The sequence below is a fragment of the Paraburkholderia acidiphila genome, from assembly GCF_009789655.1.
GTDB lineage: Bacteria > Pseudomonadota > Gammaproteobacteria > Burkholderiales > Burkholderiaceae > Paraburkholderia > Paraburkholderia acidiphila.
This window is the reverse complement of record NZ_CP046910.1, coordinates 148,234-170,257: the sequence shown is the minus strand read 5'-3', so window position 1 is coordinate 170,257 and position 22,024 is coordinate 148,234. Positions and strand designations below refer to the sequence as shown.

Annotated in this window: 18 protein-coding genes; 12 read left to right on the top strand and 6 right to left on the bottom strand. The window is 65.5% G+C overall.

Features of this window, described 5'->3' with window-relative positions:
* Nucleotides 1-41: 41 nt before the first annotated feature.
* From FAZ97_RS15230 to FAZ97_RS15225, 3 genes are all read left to right on the top strand, one after another.
* Nucleotides 42-629 (top strand): nucleotidyltransferase family protein, encoded by a 588-nt coding sequence (locus tag FAZ97_RS15230; protein ID WP_158759316.1) that lies wholly within the window; start codon nt 42-44, stop codon nt 627-629.
* Nucleotides 630-785: 156 nt separating this feature from the next.
* Nucleotides 786-935, top strand: a complete 150-nt coding sequence (locus tag FAZ97_RS35215) for a hypothetical protein (protein ID WP_165822772.1) — start codon at nt 786-788, stop codon at nt 933-935.
* A 264-nt stretch (nt 936-1,199) separates the two neighbouring features.
* Nucleotides 1,200-2,429, top strand: a complete 1,230-nt coding sequence (locus FAZ97_RS15225) for a PepSY-associated TM helix domain-containing protein (RefSeq protein ID WP_158759315.1) — start codon at nt 1,200-1,202, stop codon at nt 2,427-2,429.
* 17 nt (nt 2,430-2,446) lie between these two features.
* On the opposite strand, the gene FAZ97_RS15220 is transcribed toward FAZ97_RS15225, so the two are convergent.
* A complete protein-coding gene (locus FAZ97_RS15220) occupies nt 2,447-3,547 on the bottom strand; it encodes a porin (protein ID WP_158759314.1) in 1,101 nt (366 codons plus the stop codon).
* A 445-nt stretch (nt 3,548-3,992) separates the two neighbouring features.
* Between FAZ97_RS15220 and FAZ97_RS15215 the strand changes: the two genes are divergently transcribed.
* From FAZ97_RS15215 to FAZ97_RS15205, 3 genes are read left to right on the top strand one after another with little or no spacing between them, the layout of a single operon-like run.
* Complete coding sequence (locus FAZ97_RS15215) at nt 3,993-4,880, top strand: N-formylglutamate amidohydrolase (protein ID WP_158759313.1); 888 nt, start codon at nt 3,993-3,995, stop codon at nt 4,878-4,880.
* Nucleotides 4,881-4,888: 8 nt separating this feature from the next.
* Nucleotides 4,889-5,659 (top strand): IclR family transcriptional regulator, encoded by a 771-nt coding sequence (locus FAZ97_RS15210; RefSeq protein ID WP_158759312.1) that lies wholly within the window; start codon nt 4,889-4,891, stop codon nt 5,657-5,659.
* A 23-nt stretch (nt 5,660-5,682) separates the two neighbouring features.
* On the top strand, nt 5,683-7,140 hold the full coding sequence (locus tag FAZ97_RS15205) for a YfcC family protein (RefSeq protein ID WP_158759311.1): 1,458 nt from the start codon (nt 5,683-5,685) through the stop codon (nt 7,138-7,140).
* A 63-nt stretch (nt 7,141-7,203) separates the two neighbouring features.
* On the opposite strand, the gene FAZ97_RS15200 is transcribed toward FAZ97_RS15205, so the two are convergent.
* Genes FAZ97_RS15200 through aepX form a run of 3 tightly spaced genes read right to left on the bottom strand, consistent with a single transcriptional unit; the run spans nt 7,204 to nt 11,157 of the window.
* Nucleotides 7,204-8,271 carry a 2-aminoethylphosphonate aminotransferase gene (locus tag FAZ97_RS15200; RefSeq protein ID WP_158759310.1) on the bottom strand — a complete coding sequence of 356 codons (1,068 nt, stop codon included), beginning with the start codon at nt 8,269-8,271 and terminating at the stop codon, nt 7,204-7,206.
* Nucleotides 8,272-8,281: 10 nt separating this feature from the next.
* On the bottom strand, nt 8,282-9,469 hold the full coding sequence (gene aepY / locus FAZ97_RS15195) for a phosphonopyruvate decarboxylase (RefSeq protein ID WP_158759309.1): 1,188 nt from the start codon (nt 9,467-9,469) through the stop codon (nt 8,282-8,284).
* Nucleotides 9,466-11,157 carry a phosphoenolpyruvate mutase gene (gene aepX / locus FAZ97_RS15190; RefSeq protein WP_158759308.1) on the bottom strand — a complete coding sequence of 564 codons (1,692 nt, stop codon included), beginning with the start codon at nt 11,155-11,157 and terminating at the stop codon, nt 9,466-9,468. Before aepX ends, aepY begins: the two co-directional genes overlap by 4 nt.
* 448 nt (nt 11,158-11,605) lie before the next feature.
* Here aepX and FAZ97_RS15185 point away from each other — a divergent pair, with 448 nt between their 5' ends.
* Entirely contained in the window at nt 11,606-13,153 is a 1,548-nt protein-coding gene (locus FAZ97_RS15185; RefSeq protein ID WP_158760938.1) for a methyl-accepting chemotaxis protein, read from the top strand.
* Nucleotides 13,154-13,372: 219 nt separating this feature from the next.
* Complete coding sequence (locus FAZ97_RS15180; protein ID WP_158759307.1) at nt 13,373-15,157, top strand: peptidoglycan D,D-transpeptidase FtsI family protein; 1,785 nt, start codon at nt 13,373-13,375, stop codon at nt 15,155-15,157.
* 8 nt (nt 15,158-15,165) lie between these two features.
* Here the strand turns inward: FAZ97_RS15180 and FAZ97_RS15175 are convergent, their stop codons facing one another.
* Nucleotides 15,166-15,528, bottom strand: coding sequence for a DUF4148 domain-containing protein (locus FAZ97_RS15175; protein WP_407671883.1), 363 nt, complete (start codon nt 15,526-15,528; stop codon nt 15,166-15,168).
* A gap of 131 nt (nt 15,529-15,659) precedes the next feature.
* Nucleotides 15,660-16,412 carry a Crp/Fnr family transcriptional regulator gene (locus FAZ97_RS15170; protein WP_158760937.1) on the bottom strand — a complete coding sequence of 251 codons (753 nt, stop codon included), beginning with the start codon at nt 16,410-16,412 and terminating at the stop codon, nt 15,660-15,662.
* A gap of 223 nt (nt 16,413-16,635) precedes the next feature.
* Between FAZ97_RS15170 and FAZ97_RS15165 the strand changes: the two genes are divergently transcribed.
* From FAZ97_RS15165 to fliD, 4 genes are all read left to right on the top strand, one after another.
* On the top strand, nt 16,636-18,306 hold the full coding sequence (locus FAZ97_RS15165; protein ID WP_158759305.1) for an acyl-CoA synthetase: 1,671 nt from the start codon (nt 16,636-16,638) through the stop codon (nt 18,304-18,306).
* Nucleotides 18,307-18,618: 312 nt separating this feature from the next.
* On the top strand, nt 18,619-18,936 hold the full coding sequence (locus FAZ97_RS15160) for a hypothetical protein (RefSeq protein ID WP_158759304.1): 318 nt from the start codon (nt 18,619-18,621) through the stop codon (nt 18,934-18,936).
* Nucleotides 18,937-19,727: 791 nt separating this feature from the next.
* Nucleotides 19,728-20,321, top strand: a complete 594-nt coding sequence (locus FAZ97_RS15155; RefSeq protein WP_158759303.1) for an IMPACT family protein — start codon at nt 19,728-19,730, stop codon at nt 20,319-20,321.
* Between the two features lie 157 nt (nt 20,322-20,478).
* Entirely contained in the window at nt 20,479-21,918 is a 1,440-nt protein-coding gene (gene fliD / locus FAZ97_RS15150; protein WP_158759302.1) for a flagellar filament capping protein FliD, read from the top strand.
* Nucleotides 21,919-22,024 lie beyond the last annotated feature (106 nt).

The following is a 22,024-nucleotide window of genomic DNA, read 5'->3' as shown; positions in this document are numbered from 1 at the left end:
CGCACAATCACTGCTCACCCTCTTCGCGGGCGTTCACACCCATGGCCTATGCTTCGTTCGCCACCGGCGTGTTGCTCGCCGCCGGCACCGGTTCGCGCTTCGATCCCAATGGTCTGCGCAACAAACTCCTCGCTCCCCTCCCCGAAGGTACGTGCGTCGCGCGCGAGTCCGCGCAACGGTTGCTGCGTGTCGTCCCCAGAGTGATCGCCGTGGTGCGCCCCGGAGCGGAAACGCTCGCGCACGTGCTCAACGACGCGGGCTGCGACGTGGTATTCGCGCCCGACGCCGCGCGCGGCATGGGCGCGAGCCTTGCCGCCGGCGTGGAAACCGACCATGAGGCGGAGAGCTGGATCGTCGCGCTGGCCGACATGCCCTGCATTGCCGTCGAATCGATCGAAGCCGTGGCGCGTGCGCTGGACGGCGGAGCATCGCTCGTCGCGCCGTTCTACCAAGGGCAGCGCGGACATCCCGTGGGCTTCGGCTACCCTCACCGCGCAGCGCTCGTCGCGCTCGATGGCGACGCGGGCGCGCGCGCCCTGCTCAACTCGCACCCTCTCACGCGGATTGAAGTGGACGACCCCGGCATTCTGCGCGACGTCGACACGCCAGCCGACCTCGACGGGCTCTGATTCCGGCGCGCTCACGCGTACTCACGCGCGGAGATTGTTCAATTGCGACTGCCTGGCACGCAATCGATCGCCTAGGCTTATAAGGTGACGCGCACTACCCGGCCGCAAGCACGGCCATGTGCACGGCAATACGCCTTAGCGCAAGAGGACCTCGCGATGATCTGTTCGCACACGAATCCGCTTCCCGATCCGCTCGCCGATCCGACGCGGGACCCCGAACGCGACCCGCTGACCCCACCGGCCCCGGGCCATCACAACGACGAACCGCAGCAGCCCGAGGGACCGCCGGACAAGGACCCCGTCTGACGAGACGTCTGGCCGCCACGGCCAGCCTTTGCCTCTCAACGCCGTAGCGGCGCTCGCGACGTCAGTTCGTCAGCGCCGGGGCGCCGCCTGCGCGTCCCGCACGGCTTCCGCCCCCAAATCCCTGCCTTTCGCAAAGCTTGCGCCTTCGACGGTGGATCCGTAGAATGCAAACGATTCCTATTTGCAGTATTTTTCAAGAGTTGCCGTGAACCCAATCGTCATCGCGTTCGCCCGCGCACGCTGGCCGGCGAACCGAGGTTTTGCATGAGACCGCTGCTGGTCCGCCTGCACCGCTGGTTCGGTCTTGGCACCGCGGCCTTCCTGTTCCTCGCCGGACTCACCGGCGCGGTGATCGCGTGGGACCACGAACTCGACGCGCTGCTCAACCCTTCGTTCTTCCGTAGTGCGACGCCGGGCACGCCGCTGCCCGCGCTCGAACTCGCCAAGCGGCTCGAGGCCGAGGAACCGCACGCGGTCGTGACCTTCATGCCGCTTGCCGTCGAGCCCGGTCACACCTGGATCGCGCTGGTGGCGCCGCGCGTCGATCCCGTAAGCCAGGCGCCCTACGCGCTCGACTTCAACCAGGTCGCGCTCGACCCCGTCACGGGCGAAGAGCAAGGCCGCCGCATGTGGGGCAAGGCATCGCTTGCGCGCCAGAACCTGATTCCGTTTCTCTACCAGCTCCACTACACGCTCTTCATGCCGACGAAGATGGGCATCGACTTCGGCGTCTGGACGATGGGCGTGGTGGGGATGGTGTGGCTTCTCGACGGCTTCATCGCGATCGTGCTTGCGTTCCCGAGCCTGAAAAGCTGGCGCAAGTCGCTCGCGTTTCGCGTGAAGCGCGGCGGTTATGCGCTCACGTTCGACCTGCACCGCTCGGGCGGCGTGTGGCTCTGGGGACTCCTGATCGTCGTGGCCGTCACGTCCATTTCGATGAACCTCGGCGCGCAGGTCGTGCGCCCGGTGGTGTCGGTCTTCTCGACGCTCGCGCCGGACCCGTTCCGCATCGTGGCTCCCGGCCCCGCAATCACGCCCGCAGAGGCCACGACCGCGCGCGAACGCATCGTGACCGAAGCCGCCGACGTGGGGCGCCGCGAAGGCATCACCGAACCGCCGGGCGGACTCTTCGGGCTGCCCACATCAGGCGTGTACGGCGTGGGCTACTACGCGGCAGGCAAGGATCACGGCGACGCTGGGCTCGGCAATGCCTGGCTCATGATGAACGCGCGCACGGGCGAAGTGCTCGGCCGGCAGATTCCCGGCAAGGGCAGCGCGGGCGACATCTTTATTCAGGCGCAGTTTCCGCTGCATTCGGGACGCATCGCCGGTCTGCCGGGCCGCATCGCGATCAGCTTCACCGGACTCGTCGTCGCGATGCTCAGCGTGACCGGCGTGCTCATCTGGCTCAAGAAAGCGCGTGCGCGGCGCAAGCCCGCGAAGCAAGCGAAAGCAGCCAGTACGATCGGCACGCGCGAGCGCGCCGCGAACTGACCGCTCAGCTCGGTCGATCAGAACTTGTGGCGGATGCCGGTCACCACGAGGAACTGGTTGCCGTTGCTCGATGCGCCCGACGTCCCTTCGATCTGCGCCACGGCATTCGTCGCGCGCTGATAGATGAGGTCGAGATAGACGTCCGTGCGCTTGGAGAGGAAGTATTGCAGCGCGCTGGTCGTTTGCCAGTAGTGCCAACTATCCTTCTGGCCGTTCGCGTTCACGCCCGTCCACGTTTCGCCGATCGCGGCGTGGATCGACGGCGTGATCGCATAGCGCAGGCTCACTTCCGCGTTCTGATAGTGCTGGTACTGGCTTTGCGGCGTCAGTTCGAACGCGACGTTCGTGTACATCGCGCCCACACCGAGATTGCCGAAGCTGTACACACCGCCCGCGCCCCAAATGCGCTGTTGCGTAACGCCCTTCAGGAACGTGAAATAGTTATCCGAAGGAATCGCGCCGGTCGTGTCCGTGGCCGGATGATCGAGCTGCACATACGCCGCGCCGAACTGCAGCGGGCCGCCCGCATAGCTCGCGCCCACGCTCCATGAGCGGTTCGTCGCAAAGTTCCCCGCGTTGTTGCTGAAGCCGTACATCGAGTTGATCGTCAGGCCGTGGAAATTGGGCGTGACGTACTTGACGGAATTGTCGGTACGGAACGTGTTGTTCAGATCGTCGGTGTCGAACGGGTGCGTGCCGTACTGCGAGGTCTCCACGGCCATTTGCAGCGGTTCGAGCGAGTCCTGCGCCGCGTTGTACTGGCGGCCGAACGTGAGCGAGCCCCAACGGTTGCTCGCGAGCCCCACCCATGCCTGGCGGCCGAAGATGCGCCCGTTCGCACTAGCGGTGCCGGTCTGCAGGTTGAAGCCGTTTTCGAGCCGGAAGATCGCGCGATTGCCGCCGCCCAGATCCTCGCTGCCGAGCAGGCCCCAGCGCGAACCCTGCTCGCTGCCCGCCGTTGCCTGGAAGTTCGACTTGCCGCCCTGGTTGCTCGTGTAGGTGAAGCCACCGTCGGCGATGCCGTAGAGCGTGACGCTCGACTGTGCGTTAGCGTGAGAGGCCGCGAGACCGAGACCGCCGATGACGAGTGCGACGGTGCGCCGGGATGCTTGAAACATGCGTTGTTCTCCTTCTGGCATTCGATGTGCCGTGAATTGACGTTGATCTCCAGATACGCGCCGCGAGGTGCGATCTATTGTTTGCAGTCCTGATGAAAAAACATCGCTGCGTGGCGCGGAGCAACGCCTGACCGCTTGCGCTCCCCGTTGGCAATGATGTCTTTCATCGTCCGCTTGTTTTATTGTATAAAACAGCGTATTATTTATTATTCGGGTTGGCTTTCGGTCCCGTCAAGAATCTGTCAAAAACCAGCGACACGATCTGGCTCGTTGCGGCGTCAGAAAAAATCGCTTAAATCCTTTCCAGCTGGGTCAGTTCGCCATTTCCTCTGCACCGATCCAGGGGAAACCCCAATCGGCTCGACTTTTGTCGCGCGCTACGCTTTCTCTTGAAATTAAAACGCTGTTTTATTCATTAAAACATGCGACAAGCGACTGATTAGCGATGACGAATACCAGCCCACTTTCCTCCCAGGCAAACGACCACGCGCCCTGCTTCACCGTTGCGGCACAGGCCGCGCCACTGCCGATCGTGTTCGACTCGCCGCATAGCGGCATCACGCTGCCGGACGACTTCGGCACCATCGTGCCGCGCGAGGCGATCCTCACGTCGTGGGACGCGTTCGTCGACGAACTGTGGGCAGGCATCCCCGCGCGCGGCGGCGTGCTGATCGGCGCACGCTTTCCGCGCGCCTATATCGACCCGAACCGCGCCATTACCGACATCGACGCCGAATTGCTCGCCGAGCCGTGGCCCGAGCCGCTCGCGCCCGAACCGTACACGCAGCGCGGCATGGGTCTGATCCGCCGCTATGCGCTGCCCGGCGTGCCGCTTTACGATCGCAAGCTCTCTGTCGATGAAGTCCGGCACCGCATCGACGCGTATTACCGGCCCTATCGCGCGGCGCTCGCGCAAGCCGCCGAAGCGGCCTACGCGCAGCATGGCGCGCTGTGGCATGTGGACTGCCACTCCATGAAATCGCGCGGCAATGAGATGAACGTCGACTCCGGCGAGGCGCGTCCCGATTTCGTCATTAGCGACCGGCGCGGCACGACATCGGATCCGGCATTCACCCAATGGGTCGCCGATCACTTCGCGGCCGCCGGCTACCGTGTGCAGATCAACGAGCCGTACCAGGGCGGCGACTTGCTGCGCGCGGTGAGCGATCCGGCGCGCAACCGCCACAGCATCCAGATCGAACTGAACCGCGCGCTCTATATGGACGAGACCGCATTTACGAAGCATGCGGGCTTCGACACGCTCAAACGCGACCTCGACACCTTCGCCGACGCCCTCGCCGCGCGGGTACGCGCGCAACTCAACGCCAAGTGAGCCAAGCCATGACCTATATCGTCGATGCCGTCGACAACGCCCTCAAGCTGCTCAGCTACGTGGCCGAGCATCCCGGCCTTGGGGTAACGGAGTTGTCCACGCAGTTGGGCATCAACAAGTCGCGCACCTACCGCATGCTCTGCACGCTGGAATTGCACCGCTTTGTCGTGCAGGACGCGCAAACCTCCACCTACGCGCTCGGCCCACAGGCTTTCGTGCTCGGCGTGGCGGCCACGCAGCAGAACACGCTCGTACGCTCGGCCTCGCGCCACATGCTCGCGCTCAACCAGGCGATCAACGAGACCATCGTGCTGCGTGTGCGCGAAGGCCTCGAAACGGTGTGCGTCGCGCGCTGCGAGACCACGCACCAGGTGCGCGCCGTAGGCGCGGTGGGCAACCGGCGGTCGGTCAATCATGGCGCTTCGGGCAAGGTGTTGCTCGCGTTCGCGCCCGCCGCCGTGCGTACCGACTATCTCGCGCGCATGAAGAAGATGCCCGAGGCGCCGGACCTGATCGCGCTCGTCGAAGAACTCGACGCAATCGCACGCAAGGGCTACGCCGTGAGTCTTGGCGAAGTGACCGCCGGCGCGGTGGCGATTTCCGCGCCAGTGCGTGATATGTCGGGCGCGACGGTGGCGGCCGTTGCCGTTTCCGGGCCGGAAATGCGCATTGGCCGCGCCGAGATTCCCGACTATCTCGAACGCCTTCAGGCTTGCGCCGATGCGATCTCCGCCGAACTCGGCTATACGGGCGCGCGCGCCGCGGCGCTTCCCGCCTGACCGCACACAGAGGATTCCTTATCATGATCGCCGCCCCGCCCTCTTCCCCGCGCGAAGACAAGACGCCCGCGGAAAGCGCCAGCCAGGAAACCAGACCGCACGGCAAGATGCTGCATCCTGTCGTCATGATGCTCTGGGTGCTCGCCGCCGCATTGGCGATGACCTGGTTCGTCGACGCGGGCCGCTTCGAGCGCCACGACAAGCTCGTGATTCCGGGCACCTACCATCTGGTGCCGAAGAGCATCGATCTCGCCACACTTGTCGCGCCGGCGGTGACGAAGAGCACGCCGGACCACGCGGCGCCCGCGAGCCTCGTCTCGGTGTTCGTCGCCATTCCGAACGGGCTCATCAAGAACGCACCGCTCATCGTCATGGTGATGTTCGTGGGCGGCATGTTCGGCGTGATGAAACGCACAGGCGTGGTGGACGCCGGCATCGACCGCCTGCTCCAGCTCACCGCCGGCAACGTCTACGTGCTCGCGCCGCTGCTCATGATCGTGATCGGGCTGGGCAGCACCATGCTCGGGTTTATTTCGGAGTACCTGGTCATCATTCCGATGATGATGCTGCTCGCGAAACGGCTCGGCCTCTCGAACCTGTTCGCCGTGGCGCTCGTCGCCATTGCGGCGAAGATCGGCTATATCGCTTCGGTCACGAATCCGCTTTCGCTCGCGGTCGCGCAGCCCATCGTCGGCGTGCCGCTCTTCAGCGGCCTCGCGCTGCGCCTTGGCGTGTTCGTGGTGTTTCTGACGATCGGCATCGCGTATTTGCTGCTTTATGTGCGTCGCAGCGGCTATCGGCGCGAGGCCGCCGTCGAGGCGCTGCATGCACCCACGCCGCTGTCGCGCCGCCACAAGGCGACGCTCGTCGTCCTCGCCGTTGCAGCCGCCGCGCTGGTGTTCGGCACGCGCGAACTGAAATGGGGGAATGTCGAGCTTTCCGCGTTCTACGTGGCGATCAGCATCGTGACCGCGCTGGTAGGCCGGCTCGATTCGCGCAGCGCGTCCGAGGCCTTTGTCGACGGCATGAAGGGCATGGTGCTCGCGGGTCTCTTGATCGGGCTGGCGGCTTCCGTCGAGTTGATCCTGCAGAGCAGTTTCGTGCTCGACACGCTGATCGACTACTTCACGCGCCTCGCGCACGGGCGCTCCAGCGTATGGGTCGCCAACGGGCTCATGGCCGTGCAGATGCTGCTCGACGTATTCATCCCTTCGGTGTCGGGCAAGGCTGCGGTGAGCATGCCGATCATCGGGCCGATCGCCCAGCTTTCCGGCGTGAGCGGCCAGACCTCGGTGCTCGCGTTCGTGCTTGGCGGCGGCCTCACGAACATGGTCACGCCCACTTCCGGCATGCTGCTGGCCTATCTCGCCACGGCACGCGTGGGCTTTGGCGAATGGATACGCTTCATTCTGCCGCTCTTTCTCGTGCTGCTCGTGCTTTCTTGCGCCACCCTCGCGCTTGCCGTGGTCACGGGTTATTGAAGCGCCCTCGCAAAGACAAACGGGCGGCCGAAGCCGCCCGCTCACTGCGATCGCAACGCGCGCTTAGCGCGTCACTTCATCGAACGCCGCCAGCAAGCGCTCGACATCGGCGGCATGAATGTTGCCCATCGTCGAAATGCGGAACAGTTCCGCCGACAAGCCGCCCTGCCCCGCGTAAATCACGAAGCCGCGCGCCTTGAGCGCGTCATGCAGCAATGGATAGTCGACGCCTGCGGGCAGGCGGAACGCCCGCAATACGACCGACGATTCGTCCTTCGGCAGCACGCTCTCCATGCCGCGCGCGGCGAGCCCCGCGCGCACCTGCTCCGAAAGCGCCGCATAGCGCGCGTGACGCGCCTGCCAGCCGCCTTCATCGGCGAGTTCACGCAGCGCCTCGACGAGCGCGTAATACGCGTGCACAGAGGGCGTAAACGGCGTATTGCGCTGATCCTGCAGCGTGGCAAGACGCTTGAGGTCGAGATAGTAAGTGCGGCTATGCGCCTGTGCCAGCGCGGCGCGCCGCACCGCCACGAAGGCCGCGCCCGGCACGCCGTGCAGGCACTTGTTCGCCGTCGCGGCCACCGCCGCGATGCTCGCGTCGCCGAAATCGATGGCCTCGGAACCGAAGCTGCTCACGCCGTCCACGAGCATCTGCACGCCGCGTGCGCGGCACGCTTCGCCCAGCGCGCGCAGATCGTTCAGGCGGCCGGTCGTCGTTTCGTGATGGATGATCGCGACATGCGTGATCGCCTTGTCGGCGTCGAGCCCGGCCGTGATGCGCGCGAGGTCCGGCGCTTGCATCCAGTCGTGCTTCACGACCTCATGCGCAATGCCGTATTGCTTCGCGATGGCCGTGATGCGCTCGCCATACACGCCGTTTTCGACGATCAGCAGCTTGCCGTTCGCGGGCACGAGCGTCGAGATCATGCTTTCGACCGCAGCCGTGCCGGAGCCCGTCATGAGCACGGCCTGCCATTGCGTAGGGTCGAGATCGTAGACGCCCACGAGACGCGTGCGCGCCTCTTCCTGCACGTCGAAGAACTCGCTTTCGCGATGGCACAGGTCTTCCTGGAGGAGGCTCTGGCGCACGCGTTCGGTCAGCGTGACCGGGCCGGGATTGAGCAGCAGCATCGTGAATTCCTTATTTAGCGAGCGCGCCGATGTGGCGCATGAGACGCGTCTTCACATCGGGCGGCGTGATCGTGGGGCGCGGCAGACCATCTGGCGTACCGCGGCGAATCGTCAGGCGTACGAAGCGTGTGCCCGCGACACCCGATGCACCCTTCGCGCGTTCGCGTGCGGCGGCGAGCACGCTGTCGAGCGTGGCGAGATCGTCGCCTTCCACGGCGTCCGCGTAACCGCACGCGGCAGCCACGTTCGCGAACGACACCTGCCCCGACACGGTGGCCTGCCCCCCCGTCGAATCGTGCGCGCCGTTGTCGAGCAGCACGTGCGTGAGGTTCGCGGGACCATAGGCGCCGAGCGTGGCGAACACGCCCATGCGCATGAGCGCCGCACCGTCGCCGTCGAGCGCGACCACGTTCAGGTCGGGCCGCGCAAGCGCGAGACCGAGCGCGAACGGCGTGACGCAGCCCATCGAGCCGACCATATAGAGCTGGTTCGAGCGGTCGTCGAGCGCGTAGAGTTCGCGGCCGCAGAATCCCGTCGAGGCGACGACCACCGTCGATTCGGCAGGCGTCGCTTCGATCACACGCTCGAGCGCCTGCTGACGCGTGGGTAGTTGATCAGGAGTCCGTCCGGTCCACTTTGCTTGCGCTACGGGCAGCGCGTGCTTTGCCGGCATCGCGCCGCCGCCCTTGAGTTCGTAGGGCGCGACGCTCCCCTTCTGCATGACGAGCGCATACGGGCGGCCCGTTTCGTTCATGTGCTTGATGGCGCGGTCGAGCGCCGCCGCGATCTGGTCGGCTTCCGTGGGGAACGTCTCCCACGGAATCTCCATCGTTTCCAGCATCTGCGGCGTGACGGGGCCCATCAGCGCGTGCTGCGGTTCGTCGCTGACACCCGGCTGGCCGCGCCACGTCACGATCAGCAGTTGCGGCAGGCGGAACGTCCACGTGAGCGAAGTGAGCGGGCTCACGGCGTTGCCGAGGCCCGAGTTCTGCATCATCGTGATGCCGCGCTTGCCCGCGAGCGCCACGCCCGCGATGACCGCGACCGCGTCGCCTTCGTTGGCCGCGCTCACGTAGTGCAGCGAGTCATCTTGCAGCACGTAGTTGATGAACGGCGTGAGGTACGAGCACGGCACGCCCGCGTACCACTCGAAGCCGCGCGAACGCGCCGCTTCGACGAACTGTGCGGCTTCGATCATGCCTGGCCCTCCGCGCCGAGCGGCGTTTGCGCATGCGCGAAATCGCCCGCGCGGCGGAAGTCTTCGAGGTCGTTCACACCGCGCCAGTGGCCGTGCACGTACTGCACTTCGACTTTCTCGCCGTCCGCGATCAGCGCGTTGAGCAGCGCGGGCATGTCGAGCGTGTCGAAGTCGGCGCGCGTTTGCAGTTCCTTGAGCTTCTTCGCGAGCTTTGCGCGGCCCGCGCCGCGCACGTTAACGAGACCGATCCAGCGGCCGTGCGCAGCCGAGCCGTTCGCGGCCGGTTCGCTCGCCACGCGCTCGAGGAACACCTTGTTGCCGAACAGATCGCGCTCGTCGGCGGCCGAGCACCATGCGAAGTCGCGCGTGCTGCTGTTCTCGGACTCAGGCGACGAATCCACCACGACGCTGAAGTCCGCTTCGCTTTCCACGAGATCGCGCAGGATGTAGCTGCGGAACACCAGGTCGCCGTACGAGATCACCGTGTCGTTGTCGAGCGAGCCGACCGCGCACGCGAGCGACGCGAGTTCGTTCGTCTGCGCGTAGCGCTCGTTGCGCACGAGCTTGATGCCGGCCGTGTCGATGGCTTCGGCCTTGTAGCCGCCCACCACGGTGATGTCGTTGACGGACTGCTTCTTGAACGCATCGACAAGCCAGCGCAGCAGCGGCTTACCCGCCACAGGCAGCATGACCTTCGGCTTGTCCTCCGTGTAGGCGTCGAGGCCCGAGCCGCGGCTCGCGGCCAGCACGATCGCCGCGCCCGCGCCGCGCGACGAAGCGGAGAGGTAGCGGTCTTCGGCTTCCGAGTATTCGTCGGCGTCCTGCAGGCGGAAAATTTCGTTGACCGTAGCAATCCGGTCTTCGACGTCGACGAGCGTTTGCGTTTCGTAAATCGTCTTCGTGACGGCCTGCATGGCCGAAACGGCCGCGCGGATCTGATGGTTCGCCCAGATGACCGTGCTGATGCCCGCCTTGCGGAACACGTCGGTCGGCGTGCTGTAGTACTTGGTCGGCACGATCACGAGCGGGCCGCGGCCCGCCCATTCGCGCGCGAACGTGAGGATCTCGTCAGCTTTCGAAAGCTTGCTGTGGATGAGGATCGCGTCCGCGCCAGCCTGCCGATACGCCTCGGCGCGCTTGAGCGCTTCGTCCATGCCCCAGCCCGCGATCAGCGCCTCCACACGCGCGACGATCGAGAAGTGCTCGTCGGTCTGCGAGTCCTTGCCCGCCTTGATCTTGCCGCAGAACTCGTCGATGTCGGCGAGCGGTTGCGCTTCGCCGCCGATGAAGCTGTTGGTCTTCGGGAACACCTTGTCTTCAATGCAGACACCCGCAATACCGCGCTGCTCCAGCTTGCGCACGAGACGGCGCACGTTGTTGAAATTGCCGTAGCCGGTGTCGCCGTCGAGCAGGATCGGCAGGTCGCTCGCGTCGGCCATGAACTCGAGGTTGTCGACCACCTGGGTCCAGCTCGCCTCGTTGTTGTCGCGCACGCCGAACTGCGCGGAGATCGACAGGCCCGAGCCCCAGATCGCCTTGAAGCCCGCCTCGCGCGCAATGCGTGCGGAAAGGCCGTTGTGCGCTTCCATCAGGAATTCGAGTTCGTTGCTGGTCAGCATCTGGCGCAGCCGCGCGCTGCGCGAGGTGGCAACAGCGGCTGGGACCAGGGCGGGTTCGCGTGCGTTCATTCTTGTTACTCCAGTGGACGTCATGAGGGCGGCAGCGGGGGCTGCGCCGTGCGCGTCGCATCGTTGGGAAATGTCCTGCATTCCGGCGTCATCGCAGGCCTCGAAGTCGGGCCGGCCGGGTGCAAAGTCGCGACTATATCGGAAATGATTCCTATCCGCAGTCGATCACCGCAAAGAGTGGCAAATCATGGAGATACAGTGAAATTTGTGGCTTTTGCCGGTGTTTTCGCGTGGGTTTCAGCACGGCGTCATATGCGCCGGATTTGAGCCGTATATGAGCCAGATCAAAGGTCCTTGTTTTGTATGAAGAAACGCTGCCTAAGCAGGGTTCCCCCTGGGTCTCGCGCACGTTTGCGGGCGCCGTAAACACACACAGACGGCCCTGTTTCGCCCCTGCGTTTTGCCCGCCGTGCAGCCTCTCTGGAATACCCGACCGACCATGCAGAAGATGACACTCAACAAGAAGCTCCGCTCGATGATCGCGATCCTCTGGATCGGCCTGCTGTTGATCGTCGCCTTTGGCGCCTGGCAAAGCCGCGAGGCGATGGTTCGCGAGCGGCGCGCGCAACTCACGACGCTCGTTGAAGAAGCGATGAGCGTCGCGAACTACTACTACGGCCTCTCGCAACGCAACGTCATGCCCGAAGCCGAGGCGCAGAAACAGGCGCTCGCCGTGATCGGTTCGATCCGCTACGGCACGGACGGCTATCTGAGCATCAACGACTCGAACGCGGTCATGCTGATGCACCCGATCAAGCCCGAGCTGAACGGCAAGAAGCTCACCGACTTCACCGATCCCGCCGGCACCCACGTCTTCACCGAACTCGTGAACGCGGCAAGCGGGCCGAATGGCGGCTTCCTCGACTACCTGTGGGCCAAACCCGGCCATAGCGAGCCGGTGCCCAAGACGAGCTACGGCCGCCGCTTCGCGCCGTGGGACTGGGTGATCGTGACGGGCATGTACATGGACGACGTGCGCGCCGAGTTCTTCGACAGCCTGTTGCGCTGGCTTGGCGTGACCTTCCTGCTGGGTGCAGCCGCCACCGCCGTGATGGTGCTCGTGGTGAAGAGCGTGCGCAGCAGCATCGGCGGCGAACTGGAAGGCGCGGTGGACGCGGCCAACCGCATCGCCCAGGGCGACCTCACCCTGCGCCTGCAGGTGCAGGGCACGAACGAGAGCAGCCTGATGCGCGCGCTCGCAACCATGCAGACGGCGCTCGTGCAAACCGTGTCGCGCGTGCGCAGCGGCGCGGAAAACATCAACGTGGGCGCGAACGAGATTGCGGCGGGCAACACGGATCTCTCGCAGCGCACGGAGGAACAGGCGGCGGCGCTCGTGCGGACCGCATCGAGCATGGATCAGATGACGGCGAACGTGCGCCAGAACGCGGATAGCGCCCAGCATGCGGCGTCGCTCGCGAGCCAGGCCGCCGACGTCGCCACGCGCGGCAGCGCCGTGGTCGACGACGTGGTGCGCACCATGGGCGACATCACGACGAGTTCGCAGCAGATTGGCGACATCATCGGCGTGATCGACGGCATTGCGTTCCAGACCAACATTCTCGCGTTGAACGCCGCCGTGGAAGCGGCGCGTGCCGGCGAACAGGGCCGCGGCTTCGCGGTGGTGGCCGCCGAAGTGCGCAGCCTCGCGCAGCGCTCCGCCACCGCCGCCAAGGAGATCAAGGCGCTGATCGAAAAGTCGACCGGCACCGTGACCGAAGGCCAGCAGCTTGTGACCAACGCGGGCTCGACGATGACCGAGATCGTGCAGTCGGTGCGCCGCGTGCACGAGATCCTCGAAGAGATCAGCAACGCTTCGCGCGAGCAGAGCGCCGGCATCGAGCAGGTCAACCGCGCCGTGGGCGAAATGGATCAGGTGACGCAGCAGAACGCGGCGCTCGTGGAAGAGGCCGCCGCCGCCGCGCATTCGCTCAAGGATCAGGTGAGCGTGCTGCGCGAGTCGATCGCAAGCTTCCGCCTGCCGGCACACGCTTAACCCCCGCGGCGCGACTGCGCCGCCGGTCCTTCCCCCCTTCCCTCCGGGCCGCTTTCGCGGCCCGGTTCGCTTTACGCCCCTCCCGCTCCCCTGCGCCATTCGTACCGCATGACGGCGCGCAACGTATGCCCGATCGTCCAGCGGCCATGCGCACCTATCATTTCAATTCAATTACATCCTGTTTACAATGTAATTCTGCCAAGCCACCCCGCCTTGCCGATGATCCGCTCCAGGAAACCGCCGCGCGACCCGCACGCGGCCGCGACCCGTCACCCGATGCTCGCGCCGCGTCTGCCCGCGTGGCGCTCGAAGTTCATCGTGTTCATCACGTTCGCGGCCTTCGCTGCGCTGGCCGGGCGCGCGTTCTGGATTCAAATCGCCAATCACGGCTTTTACGTGAAGCAGGGCCAAAAGCGCTACCAGCGCACGCTGGAGCTCGACGCCATGCGCGGGCGCATCGTCGATCGCAACGGCGCGCTATTGGCCGTGAGCCTCGCGACTTTCGAAGTCTGGGTGAATCCACGCCTGCTCGACGCCGCCGCGCACGCGCCGCTCGCGCGCCTGCTCGACATGCCGCTCGCGGAGCTGGAGCGGCGCGTGGCCGGCGACCGCTCCTTCGTGCTGCTCAAGCGCCAGGTGGACGCCACCACCGCCGAACACATCGACGAGATGGGCACGGGCGGCATCACCCTGATCGCCGACTCGAAGCGCTATTACCCCGAAGGCGAATCAGCCGCGCACGTGGTGGGCTTCACCGACATCGAAGACGCCGGCCAGGAAGGTGTGGAGCTTGCCGCGAACGCGCGCCTGCGCGGCACGCCGGGCCAGCGCGAGGTGATCCGCGACCGGCTTGGGCGCGTCGTCTCCGAGCCGAGCGAGCGCGTGCAGCCGCGCAACGGCGATACCGTGCAGCTCACCATCGACCGCCGCGTGCAGCAGCTCGCGTACACGCAGCTCAAGGCCGCCGTGGCGAAAAATCATGCGGAAGCGGGCAGCGTCGTCGTGCTCGACGCGCAGAACGGCGAGATCCTCGCGCTCGCGAACTGGCCGTCGTTCGATCCGAACGACCGCGCGCGTCTCACGGGCAAACAGTTGCGCAACCGCGCCGTGGTCGACACGTTCGAGCCCGGCTCGACCATCAAGCCGGTGGTCGTTTCGCTGGCCATGGACCTGCGCAAGGTCAACGCGAACACGATTATCGACACTTCGCCGGGCACCTACCGCATCGGCCCCGCGACGGTCCACGACACGTCCAATCATGGCCGCATGACCGTGGCCGAAGCGATCCAGAAGTCGAGCAACATCGCGCTCGCCAAGCTCGCGCTGAATCTTCCCGCGCAAACCATCTGGGACAAGTATCAGGAGTACGGACTCGGGCAAAAGCCCGGCGTCACGTTCCCGGGCGTGGCGCCTGGCCGCGTGCGGCCGTGGGCGCGCTGGCGCCCCATCGAGCAGGCGACGATGGCGTACGGCTACGGCCTTTCCACTTCGCTGCTGCAGATGGCGCAGATCTACACGGCCTACGCCGGCGACGGCACGCTGCATCCGGTCACGCTGCTGCGCGATGCGCCAGGCGGCGCGGGAGGCTCAACGGCGTTGGCGACGCGCGCGGTCACGACGCCGGCCACGGCTGCCGCCATGCGCAAGATGCTGGAAATGGCGACGAGCGACGGCGGCACGGGCCGCGCTGCGAATGTGGACGGCTATCGGGTGGGCGGCAAGACCGGCACCGCGCGCAAGCAGATCGGCGCGGGCTACGCGAAGAACCGCTATCGCGCGCTCTTCGTGGGCATGGCGCCAATGAGCGCGCCGCGCGTGATCGTCGCGGTGATGATCGACGATCCGGCGGGCAAAGCGTTCTATGGCGGCACGGTCGCGGGGCCGGTGTTCTCCGGCGTGACGGCCGGCACGCTGCAGTTGCTCGGCGTGCCGCCCGATGTTGCGGCCGGCCCCGAGAGCGCCAAGGGCGCTAACGGCGCCAAGGCCGGCTCAGGACGCGGTTAACGTCGCAATCAATGGCGGGGATAAGCGGGCGGCGGCTCGCTGCCAGACACGGCGGCGGGCGCGCCGGCTTCGCCGTTCTGCGCGGGCGGCGCACCGTAACCCGACTGCGCGACCTGTTCTTGCTGCTGGCGCGTCTGCGCGAGGCGCGCGTCGTTGGCACGCTTTTCGGCAAGCCTGCGCATGGCGCTTTGCACATCTTCCGGATAGTTGACGTCGTTCGCCGAAGCCGGGTTGTACCCCACCGACTCCAGATCGACCAGTTCCTGAAGCACCTGGGCGCGCGTGACCGGGCCGTTTTGCGTGCTGTTGACCTGGGCAAACGACACCGCCGGAACGATCGCCATCATAGAAACCAGCGCCGCGCGTAGCATTGCGTTTTTCACCTTGCTCTCCGTATCAATTCGATGAGCAAAGTCTACGTACCGCTGCCACGCATAAAAACCGGCCCGCGGGGGAGAGAGTTTTCTATTCCTCGCAAGATTGATAAGGACTTCTGCGGTCCTTAAATCTGATCGCGGCCAACCGCGCGCAGCCCGTCGAGATCGAGCACGTCCACGCGGTTATAGGAGAGCGCGACAAGCCCCAGGCGCTCGAGCGTCTGCAGGGCCTGATTGATCCGTTGCCGCGACGCGCCCGCCAGCATGCCGATCTCCTCCTGCGAGATGTCGAGCGCACGCCCCGTTTCGGGGTAGAGATCGGGATTGAACATCTGCGCGAGCGACTGCGCCACGCGCGCATCGACGTCGAGCAAGCGGCTGTTCTGGATCAGCGCGATGAACTCGCCCATGCGGTTGTTGAGCTGATGAATCACGAAGCGGTTGAACGGCAGGCTGCAGTCCATGAGCCGGTGGAACGTCTCGGTGGCGACGGCCATGACGAGCGACGGCTGCAGCGCGATCACGTCGTACTTGCGCGGCTCGCGCTTGATCACGCTGCCCTCGCCGAACCAGCCGCCATGCGGCACGCCCGAAAACGTGCAGCCGCGCCCCGAAGCATTGAAGATCGCCAGCTTCACCAGGCCCGAACTCACGCCGAGCCACCAGTCCGAGGGCGCTTCGCGCGCGGCGACGATCGCGCCTGCGGCATAGCCCTGTGCGTGAGAGGACGCCAGCACCCATTCGCGATGCTCGGGCGCCAGCGCGCGAAACCACACGCAGCGCTCAAATAGCGCCGTCAGGCGCGCGAGGTTTGCCGCGTCGATGCGCTCGCCTTCGCGCCATGAATCGCGGGCAGGCGGTGTTCCGTCCGGGGGCATAATGGATTGCGACATCGCGCCTTCCTGGAGTTAAGTCAATCTTTGGGTCGATCCTGTCGAGCGGATCGTGAGTTGCAGGCCTCTCGCGGTCCGCTCTGTCGCGCCGGCGACAGACTGGCGTGCGCGGCCCTGCTACGGTAGCGCGAATCATACCTACAAACCTGCGACCGACCGCGGCACGGCTTTCGAGCCGGCATCGGCGATCGACACCGGAGACACCGCCATGTTGCACCCGTACGAAGAAGGGCTCGCGCAGCGCGAAGCCAACTATGTGCCGCTCACGCCGATCGATTTCATCGCCCGCGCGGCTGAAGTCTACGGCGATCGCCTCGCCGTCGTGCATGGCGACGTCCGCCGCAACTGGCGCGAAACCTATGCGCGCACGCGGCGGCTCGCGAGCGCGCTCGAACGGGCGGGCATCGGCCGCGGCGATACGGTGGCGGCGCTGCTGCCAAACATCCCCGCGATGGTCGAGGCGCACTTCGGCGTGCCCATGCTCGGCGCGGTGCTCAATACGCTCAACACGCGGCTCGATGTCGCAACCATGCTGTTCATGCTGCGCCATGGCGAAGCGAAGGCGCTGATCGTCGATACCGAATTCGCGGCGCTCGCGCAGCGCGCGGCGCTCGAATTCCCCCACCTCAAGATCATCAGCGTGGCCGACATCGCGCCCGCCGACCCCGAGTTCTTCCCGCGCGCAACCGACTACGAGGCGTTCCTCGAACAGGGCGATCCCGAGTATGCCTGGGCGCCGCCGAGCAACGAATGGGACGCCATTGCGCTGAATTACACCTCGGGCACGACGGGCGACCCCAAGGGCGTGGTCTATCACCATCGCGGCGCGTATCTCAACGCGGTGAGCAACATCCTCGAATGGGACATGCCCAAACACGCCGTGTACCTTTGGACGCTGCCGCTCTTTCACTGCAACGGCTGGTGCTTCGCGTGGACCGTCGCCGCGCGCGCGGGCGTCAACGTGTGCCTGCGCAAGTTCGACGCGAAGCTCGTGTTCGACCTCATTCGCAGCGAGCGCGTCACGCACTATTGCGGCGCGCCCATTGTGCAAGGCGCGCTCGCCGACGCCCCCGCCGAATATCGCGAGGGCATCGCGCACACCGTGCGCACGATGGTCGCCGGCGCGCCGCCCGCGCCGGCCGTGATCGCGAAGATGAAGGCGATCGGCATCGAACTCACGCATGTCTACGGTCTGACCGAGGTGTACGGCCCCGCTGCCGTGTGTGCGGTGCAGGAGCGCTGGCAGACGCTGCCCGAAGAGGAGCAGGCGCGCCTCGCCGCCCGGCAGGGCGTGCGCTATCACCTGCAAAGCGGTGTGAGCGTGCGCAACGCGCAGACGATGGAGCCCGTGCCCGCCGACGGCGAAACGCTCGGCGAGATCATGTTCCGCGGCAACATCTGCATGAAGGGCTATTTGAAGAACGAACGCGCGACCGAAGAGGCGTTCCGCGGCGGCTGGTTCCATACGGGCGACCTCGGCGTGATGACGCCCGACGGCTACGTGCGCATTACCGACCGCAGCAAGGACATCATCATTTCGGGTGGCGAGAACATCTCGAGCATCGAAGTCGAGGACACGCTGTATCGCCACCCGGCCGTCGCGCTCGCCGCCGTCGTGGCGATGCCCGACCCGAAGTGGGGCGAAGTGCCTTGCGCGTTCGTCGAACTGCGGCCCGGCGCGAGCGTCACGGCCGAGGAAATCATCGCGCACTGCCGGCTCTTTCTCGCGCACTTCAAGGTACCCCGCGCCGTGCGCTTCGGCGAGCTTCCGCGTACGGCCACGGGCAAGATCCAGAAATATGAGTTGCGCGCGCAACTAGGTTCGCAAAGCGCAATCGATCTGTCCGGCACGCAAGGCGCGCCGAAAGCACCTCGGTAAGAACGACACCGGGGTCCGGCTGACCGGTATAGGTGACGCATTCGGGCGGCCCGCGCCGCCCGAATGTAACGCCAGTTGACAACCCGACCCTCCGGGACTCGTTCGCGATTGTCAGGCGCGGCGCTTAATCCTTTCTGCATCAAGGGCCAACTGTCAAAACGGCCTTCCGGGCATAAAGAATCGTATGAAACGAAAGCTTACAAGGTGTCACGTTTTCCTCCGCTTCGGGCCGATAAGCTTTGAACCGTGGTCGCAACACAAAGGCATCCCGGTGCCGCGTGACTGACGACGCAACCAAAGAGGAGGTAACTCATGAATACCAAGAGCTGGAAGACCCCCGCCCGCGCCATCGCCGCAGCATTGATCGCCGGCGGCGCATTGATGGGCGCATCGAGCGCCTTTGCTCAATCCGCACCGTATGGGCTGCGTGCCGACTCGGCGCCGCAATACGGCCAACCGCACATGATGCCGGTGGACGCGCATGTCTCGATCGGCTGGCACGATGACCGCTATTGGGACGGCCACCGTTACTGGGCACACGACGAGTGGATGCACCATCATCCGCACGATCCGGGTCCCCCGCGCTATCGTGACGACGACCATCGTCCGCCGCCCCCGCCGCGTTACTGATAACGTACGCTTGATCGACGGGCCGCCTGCCCTGGCGGCGCGTGGCACACCGAGGCCGGTCTTCCGCGAGGGAGATCGGCCTCGGTGCATTTCAGCGCCTTACTTCGCCCCGTGTCTGCGCTTGCACAATTATCGTTCGGCATGCGAAATAATGTGCCCGCAATGCCCATCACACGGCGATTCCGGCCTGGCAGCACGCGCGGCGGCCCTGCGCCGAAAGGCGCACGTCAGTAATTGAAGGTAATGCGCAAGTGTTGCCGGTCGCACGGCCCGCGAGTAACGTTGTCGGGCGTTTCGTTCCCCGGAGCGCACGGTGTATTCTCATTGCCCGGCCAGAGATGGCCGGGATTTTTTTTGGCACTCGTGAGAGCACCGGCGCACGTCGAACGCGTGGCGCACCCGGTTTTTTTTCCGATTGCGGACGCAATTTTGCGGACGTAATGTGGGATTGCCTCTTGAGAACAGGCGAGCCTTGTGACCCCCGGTCGTGACACAGTCCGACCGGGGCTTTTTTTGGCTTTTTGCCTTCTGGGCGCTTGGGAAATCGCGTCAGCCGCAACGGCGCCGCGAGAGAAAGGACTATGACGGATCACCGAATGAGGAGTTCGGCTTCGCTCCAGCCAGAGCTAGATCCGTCATGCCGAGCATTATCCGGGCTGAAAGCCGGGGCGTCACTAGCATCCAGCGCAAAGCACCATTACACAAACTGGCAAGATATGGGGACGGACGTCGGAATCCGGCGAGTGCGCATCGGCTAACATGGTGGTTTCGCCTGCCGCGCCAACCCGCCTGTGCCGACCTTCACCCTCGCCCATCTTGTCACCGCGGAACTCGAGATCCGCAAGAGCCGCTTCATCGCGCACGCCATTCCCGTTGCCGACCGCGAAGCGGCCATGGCTGAAATCCGCCGTCTGCGAGACGAACATCCCGCCGCCACGCACGTTTGCTGGGCCTTGCTCGCGGGCGGCCAGTCCGGCATGTCCGACGACGGCGAACCCTCCGGCACCGCCGGGCGGCCGATCCTCGAAGTGCTGCGCCATCACGACCTGGACGGCGTGCTCGCGGCCGTGGTGCGCTACTACGGCGGCGTGAAGCTCGGCGCGGGCGGCCTCGTGCGCGCCTATACCGACGCCATTGCCACCGCCCTGCAAGCGGCCGAGCGCGTCGAGCGCATCGCGCAGGCGCGCCTCACGGTCGAACTCGGCTACCCCGACGAAACGCGTGTGCGCCACTGGATCGACCAGGAGCAGTTCACGCTCGTGGAGAGCCAATACGCCATGACCGTGCGCCTCACGATCCAGTTGCCCGCCACCGCCGTGGACGCCGCGCGCAACACGCTAACCGACCTCACGCAGGGCCGCTCGGGCTTCCCTGAACACGTCTGAAGCGGGCGGCCTGCAGCCGCCCCGAGGCAAAGCGTCAACTTTTCAAATTCTTTTCAAATCTTTCATAAAGTTTCATGAAAGCTTGCCGTAATGAAAGCATGACCGCGCATTCGCGCGCTCCGTCGACTCGACTCACCAGAACGAACGGACTTCATTCATGGCAAGCACGATCACGAACACCACCGCCAGCGCGAACAGCGCGCTGAGCGATGCCGCCCAGTCGATCATCAGCGGCGCGACCAACTCCACGCTCGACGTCAACCAGCTCGTCAAGGCGCTCGTCAACGCGAAGATCGCGGGCCCGAGCGCCATCCTCAGCGCGAAACAGACGGCCAGCAACACGACACTCTCCGCGCTCGGCACGCTGAAGTCGGCGCTCGCTTCGCTCCAGAGCGCACTCGAACCGTTCAAGGACGGCGCCGCGCTGCAACGCTTCACGGTCACGACGAGCGAAAAGGACAAAGGCCTGAGCGCGGTCGCCGGCAAGAACGCGGTGGCGAGCAGCTTCACGGTCGAAGTCGATCGGCTGGCGAGCGCGCACAAGCTCACCTCGGATAGCTTCGCCACGGGCGAAACGCTCGGCGAGGGCAGCCTCGACATTTCGATGGGCGGCAAGTCCATGCATCTGACGATCGCCGCGAGCAGCAACAAGCTCACCGATGTCGTCGCGGCGATCAACCGGGCGAAGGACAACCCCGGCGTCACGGCGTCGATCGTCAACGGCGCCGACGGTCAGCACCTCGTGCTGAGCGCGAACAAAACCGGCGCGGCCAACGCGATCGACGTGCAGGCGGGCCCTGGCGTCGACACGCGCCTCGCTTCCTCGCAGATGCGCGAAGTCGAGCCAGCCGGCGACGCCGAGCTGCGCATAGACGGCACGCGCGTCACGAGCGCGAGCAACACGCTCGAAGGCGTGGTAAGCGACATCACGATCAAGCTCGAAAGCGCCTCGGTGGGCACGAAGCAAACGCTCACCATCGCCCCCGACACCGCGGCGACCGGCACGTCCATCCGCGACTTCGTGAAGGCGTACAACAGCTACGTGGATGCCCTGAACGGGCTGACCTCCTACACGGCCGCCACCGGCACGACCGGCGCACAAGCGGGCGCGCTGCTCGGCGACTCGATCGCACGCGCACTCGCGTCGAGTTTGCCGGCAGTCGTTTCGGCGGGCGTGAAGGGCAACGACGGCGTGACCCACTCGCTGGGCGAGATCGGCATCAAGCTCGACAAGAGCGGGAAGCTGGAGATCGACGACGAAACGTTCAAGAAGGCACTGCAACCGGGTAATCGTGCGATTGCGGCGCTGTTCGGCAGCGGCGGCATGTCCACGAAACTCAACAGCGCCATCACGCCCTACGTGCAGTCGAGCGGCATCATCGAGCGACGCAGCACGGCCATCAACAAGGAGCTCGACGACATCAAGAAGCAGTCGTCGCTGCTCGAGGCGCGCGCAACGCAGCTCACTGCGAAATTCAACAGCCAGTTCACCGCGCTCAATAACCTCATGTCGATCATGAACAACAACCAGCAATATCTGACGCAGCTTTTCGGCGGCGCAAACAGTGCGGGCGCCCTCGCGACCAATCACAAATAAGGCTTGAATGCCTGAATGCGGAGCGGTTTGACGCTTGCAAACGTGGAGTACGGGCGAAAAAAAGGCCGCCGAGCGAATCGGCGGCCAACAGGGGACGTGAAGAACA

What these genes read in the sequence shown, in the direction of transcription:
- aepY (WP_158759309.1), bottom strand. Translation starts at nt 9,469, where the DNA reads ATGATCGAAGCCGCACAGTTCGTCGAAGCGGCGCGTTCGCGCGGCTTC.
- FAZ97_RS15160 (WP_158759304.1), top strand. Translation starts at nt 18,619, where the DNA reads ATGAATACCAAGAGCTGGAAGACCCCCGCCCGCGCCATCGCCGCAGCA.
- FAZ97_RS35215 (WP_165822772.1), top strand. Translation starts at nt 786, where the DNA reads ATGATCTGTTCGCACACGAATCCGCTTCCCGATCCGCTCGCCGATCCG.
- FAZ97_RS15170 (WP_158760937.1), bottom strand. Translation starts at nt 16,412, where the DNA reads ATGCCCCCGGACGGAACACCGCCTGCCCGCGATTCATGGCGCGAAGGC.
- FAZ97_RS15215 (WP_158759313.1), top strand. Translation starts at nt 3,993, where the DNA reads ATGACGAATACCAGCCCACTTTCCTCCCAGGCAAACGACCACGCGCCC.
- FAZ97_RS15225 (WP_158759315.1), top strand. Translation starts at nt 1,200, where the DNA reads ATGAGACCGCTGCTGGTCCGCCTGCACCGCTGGTTCGGTCTTGGCACC.
- FAZ97_RS15220 (WP_158759314.1), bottom strand. Translation starts at nt 3,547, where the DNA reads ATGTTTCAAGCATCCCGGCGCACCGTCGCACTCGTCATCGGCGGTCTC.
- FAZ97_RS15230 (WP_158759316.1), top strand. Translation starts at nt 42, where the DNA reads ATGGCCTATGCTTCGTTCGCCACCGGCGTGTTGCTCGCCGCCGGCACC.
- FAZ97_RS15165 (WP_158759305.1), top strand. Translation starts at nt 16,636, where the DNA reads ATGTTGCACCCGTACGAAGAAGGGCTCGCGCAGCGCGAAGCCAACTAT.
- FAZ97_RS15205 (WP_158759311.1), top strand. Translation starts at nt 5,683, where the DNA reads ATGATCGCCGCCCCGCCCTCTTCCCCGCGCGAAGACAAGACGCCCGCG.
- FAZ97_RS15180 (WP_158759307.1), top strand. Translation starts at nt 13,373, where the DNA reads ATGATCCGCTCCAGGAAACCGCCGCGCGACCCGCACGCGGCCGCGACC.
- FAZ97_RS15175 (WP_407671883.1), bottom strand. Translation starts at nt 15,528, where the DNA reads ATGCTACGCGCGGCGCTGGTTTCTATGATGGCGATCGTTCCGGCGGTG.
- FAZ97_RS15200 (WP_158759310.1), bottom strand. Translation starts at nt 8,271, where the DNA reads ATGCTGCTGCTCAATCCCGGCCCGGTCACGCTGACCGAACGCGTGCGC.
- aepX (WP_158759308.1), bottom strand. Translation starts at nt 11,157, where the DNA reads ATGAACGCACGCGAACCCGCCCTGGTCCCAGCCGCTGTTGCCACCTCG.
- fliD (WP_158759302.1), top strand. Translation starts at nt 20,479, where the DNA reads ATGGCAAGCACGATCACGAACACCACCGCCAGCGCGAACAGCGCGCTG.
- FAZ97_RS15185 (WP_158760938.1), top strand. Translation starts at nt 11,606, where the DNA reads ATGACACTCAACAAGAAGCTCCGCTCGATGATCGCGATCCTCTGGATC.
- FAZ97_RS15210 (WP_158759312.1), top strand. Translation starts at nt 4,889, where the DNA reads ATGACCTATATCGTCGATGCCGTCGACAACGCCCTCAAGCTGCTCAGC.